This is a genomic window from Ruegeria sp. AB11 (genome assembly GCF_056536325.1).
Map to the genome: position 1 here is coordinate 1,496,979 of NZ_JBQFJO010000001.1, position 13,902 is coordinate 1,510,880.

Annotated in this window: 11 protein-coding genes and 1 pseudogene; 8 read left to right on the forward strand and 4 right to left on the reverse strand. The window is 54.5% G+C overall.

The genetic code is table 11. From position 1 onward, the window contains the following. The 4 genes and pseudogenes from ACR3EJ_RS07625 (at position 1) to ACR3EJ_RS07640 (ending at position 4,334) form a co-directional block, all read left to right on the forward strand. Positions 1 to 936 (forward strand): ABC transporter permease, encoded by a 936-nt coding sequence (locus ACR3EJ_RS07625; protein WP_170547633.1) that lies wholly within the window; start codon positions 1 to 3, stop codon positions 934 to 936. After that, entirely contained in the window at positions 933 to 1,940 is a 1,008-nt protein-coding gene (locus tag ACR3EJ_RS07630; RefSeq protein ID WP_170547620.1) for an ABC transporter permease, read from the forward strand. Before ACR3EJ_RS07625 ends, ACR3EJ_RS07630 begins: the two co-directional genes overlap by 4 nt. A gap of 319 nt (positions 1,941 to 2,259) precedes the next feature. Then, a complete protein-coding gene (locus tag ACR3EJ_RS07635) occupies positions 2,260 to 3,132 on the forward strand; it encodes a site-specific integrase (RefSeq protein ID WP_170546198.1) in 873 nt (290 codons plus the stop codon). An 11-nt stretch (positions 3,133 to 3,143) separates the two neighbouring features. Then, positions 3,144 to 4,334 (forward strand): annotated as a pseudogene (locus ACR3EJ_RS07640) (IS91 family transposase). A gap of 484 nt (positions 4,335 to 4,818) precedes the next feature. On the opposite strand, the gene ACR3EJ_RS07645 reads toward ACR3EJ_RS07640, so the two are convergent. From ACR3EJ_RS07645 to ACR3EJ_RS07660, 4 genes are all read right to left on the reverse strand, one after another. Continuing rightward, the gene (locus ACR3EJ_RS07645; protein ID WP_480422907.1) at positions 4,819 to 5,397 is read right to left on the reverse strand and encodes a hypothetical protein; all 579 of its coding nucleotides are present in this window, start codon (positions 5,395 to 5,397) and stop codon (positions 4,819 to 4,821) included. Between the two features lie 444 nt (positions 5,398 to 5,841). Next, complete coding sequence (locus ACR3EJ_RS07650) at positions 5,842 to 6,822, reverse strand: CobW family GTP-binding protein (RefSeq protein WP_170545857.1); 981 nt, start codon at positions 6,820 to 6,822, stop codon at positions 5,842 to 5,844. A 4-nt stretch (positions 6,823 to 6,826) separates the two neighbouring features. Further along, positions 6,827 to 8,299: a guanitoxin biosynthesis MBL fold metallo-hydrolase GntH gene (gene gntH / locus ACR3EJ_RS07655; RefSeq protein ID WP_170545854.1), complete on the reverse strand. Its 1,473-nt coding sequence runs from the start codon at positions 8,297 to 8,299 to the stop codon at positions 6,827 to 6,829. Positions 8,300 to 8,309: 10 nt separating this feature from the next. After that, positions 8,310 to 8,543 (reverse strand): hypothetical protein, encoded by a 234-nt coding sequence (locus ACR3EJ_RS07660; protein WP_170545851.1) that lies wholly within the window; start codon positions 8,541 to 8,543, stop codon positions 8,310 to 8,312. A 319-nt stretch (positions 8,544 to 8,862) separates the two neighbouring features. On the opposite strand from ACR3EJ_RS07660, the gene ACR3EJ_RS07665 reads away from it, so the two are divergent. The 4 genes from ACR3EJ_RS07665 to ACR3EJ_RS07680 all read left to right on the forward strand — a co-directional run bounded on the left by ACR3EJ_RS07665 (position 8,863) and on the right by ACR3EJ_RS07680 (position 13,891). Next, positions 8,863 to 9,114, forward strand: a complete 252-nt coding sequence (locus ACR3EJ_RS07665) for a hypothetical protein (RefSeq protein ID WP_170545848.1) — start codon at positions 8,863 to 8,865, stop codon at positions 9,112 to 9,114. Positions 9,115 to 9,152: 38 nt separating this feature from the next. Next, positions 9,153 to 9,977, forward strand: coding sequence for a tetratricopeptide repeat protein (locus ACR3EJ_RS07670; RefSeq protein WP_170545845.1), 825 nt, complete (start codon positions 9,153 to 9,155; stop codon positions 9,975 to 9,977). A 552-nt stretch (positions 9,978 to 10,529) separates the two neighbouring features. Then, positions 10,530 to 11,696 carry a 4Fe-4S double cluster binding domain-containing protein gene (locus tag ACR3EJ_RS07675; protein WP_170545843.1) on the forward strand — a complete coding sequence of 389 codons (1,167 nt, stop codon included), beginning with the start codon at positions 10,530 to 10,532 and terminating at the stop codon, positions 11,694 to 11,696. A gap of 272 nt (positions 11,697 to 11,968) precedes the next feature. Continuing rightward, complete coding sequence (locus ACR3EJ_RS07680; protein WP_170545840.1) at positions 11,969 to 13,891, forward strand: DUF3604 domain-containing protein; 1,923 nt, start codon at positions 11,969 to 11,971, stop codon at positions 13,889 to 13,891. The last annotated feature ends 11 nt before the right edge of the window (positions 13,892 to 13,902 follow it).

Sequence of the window (13,902 nt, forward strand, 5' to 3'; positions counted from 1 at the left end):
ATGCTTTTTTTGCGAAACGCGTGGAGCCTTGGGCTGCTCGTTCTCTTTCTGGTCTTGATGGCCGTGGCGAGGTCGATTCAGCCGGACTTCGGTATATCAGGCCTCGAAAGCCTGTCGCGTGCCGCATTGCCTTTTGCATTTGCGACGGCAGGCATGGCCGTTGTGGTTCTGGTCGGTGGTATTGATCTGTCGGTCGCTTCTATGATGGCTGTTTGCTCAGTTACCGCAGCAGTCTTGATGCCGGAAATTGGTGGGCTTAGTGGCCTCGTCGTGGTCCTGTTGTTAGGTGCCGCGATGGGAGCGATCAATGGTGCCTTAATCGTTCTGACCCGTGTTCCGGACATAGTGGTGACCTTAGCCATGCTGTTCGTGTGGGAAGGGACAGCATTACTGATACTGGAATCACCGGGTGGGAGCGTACCTGACTGGCTGCGACAAGCCATCAGCGGGGATATCCTGATACCCGGGCTGCCGAAGGCTTTTGTTCTGATGGTGCTCCTTGTCGTAGTGATCTGGATGCCTTTGCGAAAATCCAAAACAGGTCTGGCGATTTATGCGACAGGTAGCCTAGAGAGCGCTGCGTTTCGTTCCGGCGTAGCTGTCGGGCGAACTCGAGTACTCGCCTACGGTATATGCGGGGTTTTCTGTGCACTTGGAGGATTGAGCCTAGCATCTCTGACCGGGATCGGAGAGCCGGTCCCAGGACCATACCTTTTGGCGTCGGTCGCGGCTGTCGTTTTGGGCGGGGTAGTGCTTGGGGGCGGTCGTGGCGGTCTATTGGGGCCAATCATCGCGGTTTTCGTCCTGAGAATAATCCGAACAATCCTGACCTTGGCGGGCGTGGACCCTAATGTAACGACAATTGTGGAAGGTACGGTCATGGTCGCCGTCGTCATGCTTGCCACCATTGTAACCTATAAGGGAGCCAGGGCATGAGTATGGTGTCTGATGTAACGATGACGGTGCGCTTCGGCCGGTTCGTCAGAGCCAATCCTGTCATGCCATTGATCGCGTTGCTGGTCTTCTTGATTGCAGTACTGGAGGTCATGAAACCAGGAATGATCATTCCGTTACGCGGCGGGCGAGATGGATTGATATCAATCTTCTGGGTAGGCAACCTGATTAAGTTTGCAATTCCGCTGGCCATGTTGGCTGCCTGTCAGGTCTTGACCATGTTGACGGCCGGTATCGACCTGTCGGCTGGGGTTGTCGCCACAGTGGCAGCATTTGTCTGCGCAACTCTTTCACCGCTCATTGGGGTGCCCCTTGCGATCACGATAGCCTTGGGGGCAGGGGGGCTCGTCGGTTTGGTCAACGGGATTGGGGCCGGCGTCGTTCGTGTTCACCCATTGATTATGACGCTTGGAACCGGCCTGATTGCAACAGGGTGCCTGCAGGTTTATCAGCGGTTCGTAATTTCGACAGGCACCGAAATTCCTGAGATGCTTTTGTGGTTGGGTACCGGACGGACATTTGGTTTACCCAACGGATTGTTTTTGTTTGTGCCCTTCGCTGTTGGCATTCTATGGGTGATGCGGTTTTCCGGGTTCGGACGATTGTTGTTTGCGCTTGGCTCAAACGAAAATGCGGCGAAGGTTTCGGGTGTCCGTTCGTGGCAGGTTTTGGTGGCTCTTTACGCGTTATCCGGTTTGATCGCAGCGCTCGCGGGTTTGCTTTATCTCGGGATGATCCGGACCCCATCACTCAGCCTGGCGAACCCACTATTGTTGCCATCGGTCGCGGCAGCAGTAATTGGCGGTACTTCAATTTTTGGAGGGAGAGGAAGCTATGGCGGCGCAATTGTCGGTGCGCTCATTCTGCGCGTTGTTGATACTATGCTAACGCTTTTACAGATGCCTCAGGGGGTGCGGATTCTTATCTTCGGCCTGATCATTCTGGCAGTAACCACTATTTATGAGCGGATCATCGGTCAAAGCTAGGTGTTCAGTCCCGGCATCTGGTTTGACAGAGCGTCATGCAATCGGCACGCAAACAGAAAAATAGAAACTACATCGAGATACTCGGGTGAGTTTTACTGAAGTTCCAAGTGCTCTCTCATAGGTATAGGCCCATTTTCTCTGTAAGCAGACCTTCGCCGCGCCAGTCCCGAATGACCGCTTTGCGGGACATGGACGAAACCGCTCTCGCGGTAATGGCGATTGTGGCGGGACTTACGCGCTGATTTGAGCGGTGGATTTGGTGGATAGGCGCGCCTGTCTGACGATTGGGACCTTCTCAATCTGATGACAGGAGGTTTCGATGTCAGATCATTATGTTCCTAAACTACGCCAACGTTTTGTCGAAGACATGCAGATCAAGGGACTGCAAGCAAAGACGCAGACGATGTATCTGCGTGCGATGCGGGACTTCACCCGGTTTTTGGGGCATGCACCCGATAGCGCAACGCCGGAGGAACTGCGAGCGTTCCAGCTTGATATGAAGGAACGGGGTGTCGGTGCGCCAACCTTCAACAACCGTCTGACGGTGCTGAGTTTCTTCTTTGCGACCACGTGCCCGCGCCCGGAGATGAAGCGGCATATGCGGTATCAACGGGCCGCCAAGAAGATCCCGGTGGTGCTGAGTGCGGAGGAAGTGTCGCGCATTCTGGAGGCCGCGCCCGGACCAGGTCTTCGTTATCGCGCAGCCTTCAGCGTTGCCTATGGCGGCGGGCTGCGCGCCAGCGAAGTCACCCATTTGAAGCTCGGCGACATCGACAGCGACCGGATGTTAATCCGCGTCGATCAAGGAAAGGGTCGCAAGGACCGTCATGTCATGCTGTCGCCGAGCTTGTTGGAACTTCTGCGCGACTATTACCGTGAGGCCCGGCCCGCAGGTTGGATGTTCCCCGGGCGCAACCGGGTCGATCCGATATCGACTAAACAGTTCAACCGGGCCTTCGCGGTGGCGCGCGACTTCGCCGAGATCAAGAAGAAGGTGTCGCCTCACACGCTCCGGCATAGCTTTGCGACGCATCTGCTGGAGGGCGGGACGGACATACGTGTAATCCAGGTTCTCTTGGGACACGCCAAACTGGAGACCACGACGATCTACACGAAGGTGGCGACCAAGACGATTCAAGATGTGACCAGCCCACTTGATCTGCTGGTGAGCCGGGAGGCCGGTCCCGGTTAGGTCGCGCCCAGATACCCCGGCCAAAACTGGAGGTTGCGGATATCTTCCGCGCCCATGGGGCTGCCTATCGTCGGGACCATGCCGGACACCTGAACCTGCCGCAGCTCAAAGTGATGTCTGCCATCGAGAATTGCCGGACCGCCGCGCTCGGCGGGCACGTTGCGGCCTGCACAAAGTGTGATCATCACCACATCGCCTATAACTCCTGTCGCAATCGACACTGTCCGAAGTGTCGGGGCAACGCAGCACAGGACTGGATGCAGGCACGGATGGAAGATCTGCTACCGGCCGAGTACTTCCACGTGGTCTTCACCCTGCCATCCCAGATCGCCGACATCGCATATCAGAACAAGGCAGCGGTCTACGGTCTGCTGTTCAAGACATCCGCGCAGACGCTCCTGACCATCGCTGCTGACACCAAACATCTGGGCGCTCGGATCGGCATGACATCGGTGCTGCACACATGGGGATCAGCGATGACCCATCATCCGCACGTGCATGTCATCGTGCCGGGAGGCGGGCTGTCGCCGGATGGCACCTCCTGGATCGGTTGCCGTCCGGGGTTCTTTCTGCCGGTGAATGTCCTGTCGAGGCTGTTTCGGCGCTTGTTCCTCGATGGGCTGGTCAGATTGCATAAGGCAGGTAAGCTGCGCTTCTTCGGTAATCTGGTGGGATTGGCAGACCCGGATACCTTCGCTGCCCATCTCGCGCCGCTGCGCAAAACCGATTGGGTCGTCGCCCTTCGGCGGGCCGGAAGCGGTGCTGGCCTATCTAAGCCGTTATACCCACCGCGTGGCGATCTCCAACCATCGTCTGGTCAGTGCCGACGCGGGCACCGTGGTCTTCCGGTGGAACGACTATCGCATCAAACGCGGAGACAGGATGAAGGTCATGCGCTTGCCAACGGACGAGTTCATCCGCCGCTTCCTGATCCACGTTCTGCCATTCGGCTTCCACCGCATCAGAAACTCGGGCTTTCTGGCTAACGGCATTCGTCGCAACAGGATCGCGAAGATCAGGCGTTTGCTGAATGCAGAGCCAAAGCCCGATCAAACACCGGATGAGGTAACCAGCGCCGAATGCGATGATCGACCCGCGCACCAGTCTTGCCCAAAATGCGGCAGTACCATGATCGTTATCGAGGTCTTCCTGCGCGGCCAAGCACCCAAATCCTGGCACCACCATGGGAGGATGCCGCATGAACAGCCCAACCCAATCGGCCTCGCAACGAAAAGGCACCGGACCATTCAGTGCGGCCACCTCTCCAAATCATGCGCGCCATCAGGCCCGCAACCTCATGGCGAGAGGCCATCCAATCAGGCAGTATCGGGAAAAAAGGCTCTCATACACCGCCCGTCGTCAAGCAGCCGTTCACTCTAAACATTCGGCATCCCAGCTGTAGCCCACAATCCCCATAGCTCCAAAACAGCCCGCGCTTTCCTCCTTGTCGGATTTGTCGCCGCTGCAGCTCGCGCTGACAGCAGCCACAAACCATAGACAGAGTCGCCGTCCACTCAGCACAAAGCAATGACCGCTCTCAACCCAAAGCGGACCTTCAAAACCGATTTTGAAATATCCGAGATGTGAACAAGTCCGTTCATTCTCATTCGCCGCTGCAACACCCTTAACCGGCCCGGCCGAGAATTTTCGGCCAAGCGTCCCTTCGAACGATCGTAAAGCCGTTTCTTAATTGGATATTGAGACAATTACGCTGGTTTCTGGGTTCAGATCATCGTTCGGATCCGTCAAAACGCCGGCTGGAAAGGAAACCGAGATAGGTCGATCTTTAGTATCAAGGCAGAGCATGTGGTTATTGTCCCCGTCACCCAGATCGGCCAGCGCTGCGGGCGTAACTGTGCGTTGAGATCCATCTTCGACCTCTACGATGATACTGTACAGATCACGTTCCACATTGCCAGGTTCCTTGCCGTTAGCCAGCGTAACGCCACCCGCCCAAGTTACCCGAATGGCCTGTACGATGTTTTCACTTGGACAAAGGCTTCCTCTGGTTCGGCGTGGCCCCAAATTTCCGACCAAAGTCCAATCTTCAACAACCTCGGCAAAGATCAATGACGGCCCGTCTTCCAGAGGAGTCACGGCGACAGTGGCACCTCGAAAATCAAGCGTTCCATCGATGGAATGAAGGTGTCCAATAATCTCGACTTCAACCGGTGGATCCTCGGAAACGTTACCAAAATCCCCGATGAGAAGCACAGTGCGCAATTCACCGGGATCGGTAGCAGGCAACACTGACGCGCAGTGCATTGTTCCGATCTGGCCTGACTTTGTTATGACTCTGAAGTCACCAGCCTGCAAAGTTTCCAGATCTACCTGGGTAGAAAAAATAACAGGCATCCCGTCTTTGCCCCTGGAACCTCTGCAAATCAGATTTGCTACACGGGGCAACGCCTCGAGCCCGTGGAACGCAGAAAGCAACTCGGCCTCTTGCCCTCCAGCTGAACTCGGCAATCCGAGGTTTGGAGTTGTATCTTCAAGTTCTCGACTTGAGACGTCCTTTGCGCATAAAGCCGTGCCTGACAAGACAAACGCAGTGGCAGGTGCGAACAATCTGATCGCTTGGCTCCATTTCCTAAACTGCTTCAGCAATTAGGTTTTTCTCCATGTTTGGTCCGCGGCGCTGCGGGCTTACGAGCTGTTACGTGTAGGAATTCAAGAAACACACGCAAACAAGTTTGGTCTAACTTGCTGCTATGCGGTCGCCAACAACGCATCGGAAAGCTCGTATTCCGAAAGTGCCCCAGGTGCACCTATTGCAACAAGCCTTGTTTCGGGTTTTCGGTGGCCCCATGCGCCATCCCTTGCGATGTCCATGCGCTTTCCGACAACCTGTACAAGAATGCGATGATCCGGATCCTCCTCGCTAAAAACAAAGCCCTTGAGGCGATAAACGTCGCCCGGAAGCTTTCGAATTGCACTCCGAAGAGAAGACAAGCTTATCGGGTGTTCAGCTTTCATCATAGTTGTTGAGAAGCTGTCCGAGTGATCAGAGTGGTGGCAACCACAATCCGGTCCATGCTCGTGATGATCGGGTATTTCTGTTTCTAGCTGTTCGGCGGCAAAACGACCAACTGAAAGAAGTATATCCAGTGGGACGTCTGCGTTGACAGCTTCGACCAGGCGATATCGACGGAAGCGAGATCCGAGCCAATCGTGCACCCTTTGAACAGCCGCCCTGTCGACGAGGTCGACCTTGTTCAAAATAACCATGTCCGAAAACGCAATTTGACGGAGCTTCAGTTCCATTTGTTCTGGTGCAGCAAATAGTTGTTCCGCATCGACAAGACACATGAGGCTGTCCAAGCGGATCATGTCCCGAAACTTTTGATCTGTAAATGTCATCGCGATTGACGATGGATCCGACACTCCGCTTGCTTCAAGGACGATGTATTCTGGTTTCTCAGGCCGGGCGAGAACGGCTTCTACCGTTTCGATCAGGTCATCTCGGATCGAGCAGCAAACGCAGCCATTCGCAAGGCTCATCACATCATCTTCGAGACCGACGACCAAGTCAGCGTCAACGTTTATTGATCCAAAGTCATTCACCAGAACCGCAACCCGCAACCCGTGATTGCCTGTCAGGATGCGGTTCAAAAGTGTTGTCTTACCGGCTCCAAGAAAGCCGGTAAGGATCGTTACGGGGATTGCGGAAGACGACCCAAATTCGATCATGTCGTTACTCCGCCTTCTTCTTGCGGTTCGGGATCACGTCATCGACCTTGATTACGAAATCACTGGGCCACTCTGGATCGGGAGCCCGGAATACATCAGCTGGGTAGTATTCTTTAGGATCGATCTCCATGTCCCGGTACTTCTGGTCTTGCTGTTCAGCACGTGATGACCGCGGTGCTGGCGGCTTGATTTCATCTGGCAATGTGATCTTGCCTTCTGCTTCCATCTTGCCCAATTCGCGGAATGGCGCGACCGAACCAGATTTTCCGGGAAGTGTCGCCTTCCGATACCAGATTGCATCTTTGGTGACGTTGACGACGGCGACGTCCAAACCCCAAGCGAACAGCCCATCGTAGTGGGCACGGATTCCCGCCAGCATTTCGGCATCGATGTCCTCGTCTTGCGTATAGTGGGTTACCATTGCAAGCCGCGGGCGCGCCTCAGCCATCATCTTACCGACCGCATAGTGCGATGTATGGTGCGTATCGATTGTGTAGTTGAACAGCTCTTGCGGCAAACCGTATTTGTAGGTCATCAACTGACCGATATCCTGTCCGGACATTTCGGTCACAAACACATCGACGCCTTTTCCGTATTCAAGGCTCAGTTCATCAGGGCGGCCATCGCCGGTCCAAACAAAGCTCAGGCCATTCCAATCCAGCCGATACCCCACAGCACCGTCTTTGGCGTGGCTACGAGGCCAGGACCGAACAGTCACGCCATCTTGGTCATAAACAATGCCGCCTTCTTGGCGGAAATCGAATTCGTTAACTTCGATCTCGTAGCCGTCCCCAATCGGGAACACATCGAAGGCCTCAAGATGCCATTTGAGCATCTGCTGCATGCCTTTCACCATTCCGGCTGTACCAAGCTCTGGTGTCCGACCAGAGGGGCCGTGAATGCGCAGCGGTGTGTATCCTCCGGACCAAGCCCGAAATGGGTAAATGTAAGGGATGTCTGCATAGTGATCGACATGCAGATGCGTGATGAAGATGTCGTTGATCAACTGACCTGGAACCTGCATCCCGATGATGTTGCGGACGCAGCCCGAACCGAAATCGAAGAAGAACCTCTTTCCGTTCCCCAACTCGACCATAATGCAGGTTCCAGCCTGATCTTCGCGGGGCGGAAATGGCGTCGAACCACAGAACGATATCCGCATTTCGTCGGGCCCGAGGTCCTCGGACAGCGGGAAATAGTTCGCGTTCGAACCTGTCATGTATTCGGTAGGACGGAAGTACTCCGGCAGAGTGATGCCCCCGGCAGGCCGACCGCCGTAAGGGTTCTTTAGGCTTTCGCCCAGTGGCCCATCACCGGGGTGCGCCTGTGCAGTTCCTGTACCGTAGCTAACGGCACCGGTTGCGACCGCACCTGCTGCCAGTCCCTGCATAACGTGTCGCCGGGTGGGGTTTTCGATGTCGTCAGATTTCTGGATTTGTTCGTTCTTAAGTTCTTTGCCGTTGTCTTCTTTTGTCATGGCTGTGCCCTTAGTTGGAAATGCTATGAAGGTTGCGCTTCACCATCCGGCGAAGCTCGTTCACGAGTTCGGATCTGATGTGGGCCCATTCCGCGCGCTCTGTGGCTGTGATCGATGTGTCATCCAACAGCGCAGTAACTTTCCTTAGGTCTTCGATTGCCTCGCTGAGCAACGCATCCGTTTCGATACGCCCTGAAAGCGCATCGGAAAGATCTGGAAGCTCGTCACTCAGTTCCCAAGTCACTGGATAATCCCCGGTTCCCACTATCTATTCTCACATCAAGATGAGTGCGGTTGACGGCATGCGCCAAGTGAGTCACCGTGAGTTGGGGGTGAGTTTGCTTTGAACCAAGCCAATGAATTGCCGATAGATCAAGATGTTGCACCGCCATCGCCGGAGCTTGTTCGACAAGCACTTCAGAGCGTTGTTTCCGGCGTAGCGTTCCAGGCTTCGCCTCGACTCCAGCAGTTTCTTACTTACGTGGTCGAAGAAACTCTCGCAGGTCGCGGTGCCCAGATCCGAGGCAAAGCAATCGCGGTCGAAGTCTATGGTCGGAGCATTGATGGCACCGGTGGTCGAAACCTTGTCCGCGTCGAAGCCAGGCGACTGCGGAGACTGCTACATGAGTTTTATGAAGATCAATGGGACGGTCAGGGAGTTCGAATTTTTGTTGATTCCGGCGGATACAAGCCACGGTTTTCGCAAGGAAGGGCGACAGAAGGCGAAAACACAAACGCTCAAGACAGCGATTTGCTTGGCAGGCATCGACGTCTACAGCAAGTGCTACCAATTGGGCTGGGTTGCCTGGCGTTGATTGCGGTGACTGGATTTTGGCTCGCTCGGAATAACAAGGTGGTTTTGCCCTCAGCGCAAACCATCGAACAGGCTGAGCGAAGCGCGCTTGGCGAGCAGTCTTTGACAAGGCTTCAGGCGGCTAATCTTGCGGATCAAGCCCGAGGCATGTTTTTTCCTGTTTTTGATATCAAGCGCCAGAAAATAGCACTGGGAATGTTTAGGCATGCCGTGGAACTCGACCCCGCACTCTCCGACGGCTATGCAGGATCGGCGCAGGTCCTGGCGACTTTGGCCATGCTGTCTCCTGACAAGGCACAACGAGACGTCCTCTTTAACCAAGCTGCCGAGATGTCCGGAAGAGCGCTTGATCTATCTCCCACCGATGCGTGGGCAAACGGTGCAAATGGTTGGGTATTGGCCACCCAAAACAAACCAGTCGAAGCTATGAAATACGCGGGACTGTCGGTCGAGCTTGCGCCGAATGATGGTCATATTCTGGATCTTGTTGGCATCACCGCCATCATGGCGAACGCTCCGGATCTTGCGGCTGAGGTTAGCGATCCAGAAAGATACAGGTCAGGATCGGGCCGCTTTGGCGCGCGAAATATTTGGGGTGTATCGCAACTGATGCTCGGGAACTACGAAAGGGTTGTCGAAGCATTTGAAGGAGCACCCGCAGCCGGTGCGCCTGTAAGTGCTCCTTCTCTCCTGTTCCAAGCCGTTGCGCACGATCAGTTGGGACATACCGAAGAAGCTCAGCGACTTATCACCGAAATGCGAAAAACGTGGCCGGAGTTTCCATCTGAGTTTCTCGTCGGCATGATCTTCCACAATGATGACGCAACGCGGGAAGCTATATTGGATACTCTGATCAGATACTGATGAAACGCGTCGCATCGTTGTCGATGCAAAGCGTCATAGTTGCTGTCGCAACGCTTGGCTGCTTATTTCCGTAATTCGGGCAACGCGCATCATCGGCCAAAGTGGGCTCGAAGCGGATGTTCAGTGATTTCAGCCTGATGTCTGCCATGCGGACACAATGGTCGGTCACCTCGGCCATTTCATTGCAGGGGTTGCACGGCGTTGGTCTCCGGGACAACCTTGGTCTTGAATTTACCCAAGCGGAGTGGCCATCTGTCGACCGCTTCAATCAATCAACTTCTAGAGTTCCTTCTTTATGGCCCTGCACGAACGCCCAAGGGCTACACATAGATAGCTTGTTAGGTGAAAAGTTTCGTTGCTGTTCGGCAAAGGCCAAATCCTGCTCCCGCAACCAAATTCCAAACAACCCGTTCGATCTACAAACAGTCCACCAAACTGCTTGCTTCACGATCAATCCTCCTCAGCAACATAACCGGAAACTCAGACGGGCAAATGTAAGCGTTGCATCTGCTCCCCTTTGACAACTGACCTATCACGCTGCATCGTCTCGCAATGGGCTATCCCTCCAACCACCCCCAACGACCCGACGATGCCGCCGCAGGCATTGATGTCACCGATGACTTTGAGCGCTTCAATCAGCGTAATGATATATTTACCCGCGCTTTTTGGGATGAGCGTATCCGCAGCAAACAGACCGACGCCTTCTTTGCCTCGTATCGCATGGAAGCCATTCCGCGTCGTGGGGATGGTTTCACCCAACGCGACTTTGCGCTTAGAAACGCGGCTTGGTTGATTTCAGACTTGATCTCCGAAAGAGGAGGGGAGACCGGCAGGCGCGAGGGCTTCCAAGCCCCCATCAACAATGACACACCTGTGGCTCCGACACAGCACCCGATAGACGACCCTGTCGCGATGGCAAGGGAGGTTAAACGAATTGCGAAATTCTTTGGGGCCGATCTCTGTGGCATCACCGATATGGATGACCGTTGGCTTTACGCGACCCGAGTTGACACTCGCGACTTCTCTGATGCGCCCAACGATTTGCCGGATGGCATGACATCCGTCATCGTGATGGGCCATCAGATGGATGAAGACCTTGTGGCTACATATCCGTCTGCCCTCGCGGGAGCTGCCACTGGACGCGAATACTCCCATGAGGCCAGTATCGTGATGCAGCTTGCAGCCTACATCCGTAATCTGGGCTATGAGGCCACGGCCTCTATGAATGACACCGGTCTCGTGATCCCTTATGCGATCAAGGCGGGCTTGGGAGAATATGCCCGCAACCAGATGGTGATAACACCTGAATATGGTCCGCGATTGCGGTTCTCCAAGATATTCACCAATCTTCCACTGGCACATGATCCCCCCAGGCCTTTGGGCGTACGTGCTTTCTGTAGCATTTGCACCAAATGCGCAGATGCCTGCCCGGTCAAAGCGCTCCCTTACGGAGCGCCGGAGACAACCGAGGATCTCTCGGCCATAAAGGGTGTGCGCAAGTGGACTTCCGACGCGGCTAAGTGCTTTGGGTTTTGGGCCAAACTGTCCTCCGACTGTGCAATTTGCATGCGCGTCTGTCCGTTCAACCGCGACTTTACGCTATTGCGCCATCGTTTCTGGTTGGCACTGGCGCTTTCACCTTTGCGCAGATTTGCCCTTTGGCTTGACCGTAACCGCGGCAAACGCGCCAAGCCGACCGATTGGTGGGAAAACCCCTGAGTTCAACATGAAATTTGGCCGATCACCGGAGCAATCGAATTGTGGTCCGCTCCGGTGCTCCCCAGACTGTTGGACACGTATTCAAGGGCGAAAGTCAGCAGTTTTGATCCGGGAACGAGGAGCCGACCGCCTCGAATACAATTAGCTCAAAGACTTAGCGGCAAAATTTTTTCCACGAGCCCGTTAGATATGATATCATAAAAATCGAATATATTGGAGTCACAAAAGACTCTGGGAACTCGCTGAGTATTTTTTGCTTTTTGGGGGGCATTATGTATCGAATTTCTGCTTGTTTTCTAACTCTTATTCTTGCGCCGACCGTTGTGCTTTCTGACGCTGTTCCAAGCGAACAGGCAGTCGAAGGTTTGTTTTCCAATCAACCATATTCGCCGTACGCACAGCGTTCTTTCCCTGAACGCCCGCTTTGGGGTGATACACATCTACACACCGGGCTGTCATTAGATGCGGGAGCATTTGGAAATACCCTGCTACCCGATGAAGCTTGGCGTTTTGCAAAGGGAGAGCAGGTCATTTCCTCCACAGGGCAGCCCGTAAGGCTGGCCAGACCATTGGATTGGATGGTTCTGACAGATCATACGGACCTCATGGGCTTTGCTCCGGATTTGCAAGCTGGTAAACCCGGTGTTCTGGCTGATCCAAAAGGGCTGGAATGGTACGAAGGCTACAAAGCAGGAGGCGAAGAGGCCGGGAAAACAGCCTTCGACATAATTACCAATTTCTCGCAAATGACCCTGCCAGAAGTTCTGTTGGAGTCTTACAGCCCCGGCGCCGACGCTTTTTCCTTTACCTGGGAACATATTGTCCTTGCGGCCGAGCGGCACAACGACCCGGGTAATTTTACTGCATTCATCGGGTTCGAATGGACTTCGGTGCCTAAGGGTTTCAACCTGCACCGGAACGTCATGCTGCGCGATGGGCCAATCCGTGCCTTGCAGATGGTGCCACCGGTCACACAACCACCCTACGGCGATACCGATCCAAAAGCGCTATATGCTTGGCTTGAAGAATATCAGGAGAAAACCGGAGGACGCGCAGTTGCGTTTGCACATAACGGCAACCTTTCAAACGGGTGGATGTTCCCAACCGAAGATACCTATCACGGTGGCAAGGTCGACGCGGATTACGTAGCCGCCCGCGCAAAATGGGAGCCTCATTATGAAGTCACTCAAATCAAAGGTGACGGAGAAGCGCATCCGTTCCTGAGCCCAGACGACGAATTTGCGGATTACGAGAACTGGGACGTCGGCAATCTCGACATAACCGAGCTGAAGACCGATGACATGCTAGCAGGGGAGTACGCCCGAGAAGCTCTGAAACGAGGATTGCTGCTGGAAGAAAAGTTTGGCGTGAATCCCTATAAATTTGGCATGGGGGGCGCGACGGACAGCCATACGTCTTTGGCCACTGCCGAAGAAGACAACTTCTTTGGCAAGTCGGTCAGCGTTGAACCGTCGGCCTCGCGGATCAAGCACCCTTTCATTGCGAATGATCTCGGTGAAATACCGGGCGACCTTTTGGTGGCATCCGGATACACGGCAGTTTGGGCCACCGACAATACGCGTGCTGCGATTTTCGACGCGTTTAAACGACGTGAGACATACGCGACAACAGGTCCTCGGATCGGTCTGAGGTTTTTTGGTGGTTGGGATTTCAGTGAAGCTGATGTTGAGACCCGTTTTCTTGCTAATGTTGGTTATACCAAAGGCGTTCCAATGGGTTCGGACATGCGCCCACGCGAGGGAGATGGTGCACCTTCATTCCTGATCGCTGCGCTGCGCGACCCTGTGGGTGCTAACTTGGATCGTGTGCAGGTGATCAAAGGCTGGCTTGATTCTGAAGGCGCCCTGCAGGAAAAGGTCTACGACGTTGCGTGGTCGGATGATCGTGTTGCAGATGATAGCGGAAAGGTTCCCGCTGTGGGAAATACAGTGGATGTTGAAGCCGCCAGTTGGGCCAACACAATCGGTGCCTCCGAGCTTGTGACCGTTTGGTCCGACCCTGAATTCGACCCAAATGCACGGGCATTTTATTATGTACGCGCATTGGAAATTCCGACTCCGCGTTGGATACTGTATGACAAGCTAAGATATGGTATCGACTTGCCCGAGGATGCGGTGCTGACGCATCAGGAACGCGCGTATTCATCACCGATTTGGTACACGCCGGCAGAGTGATCAGCATTAAT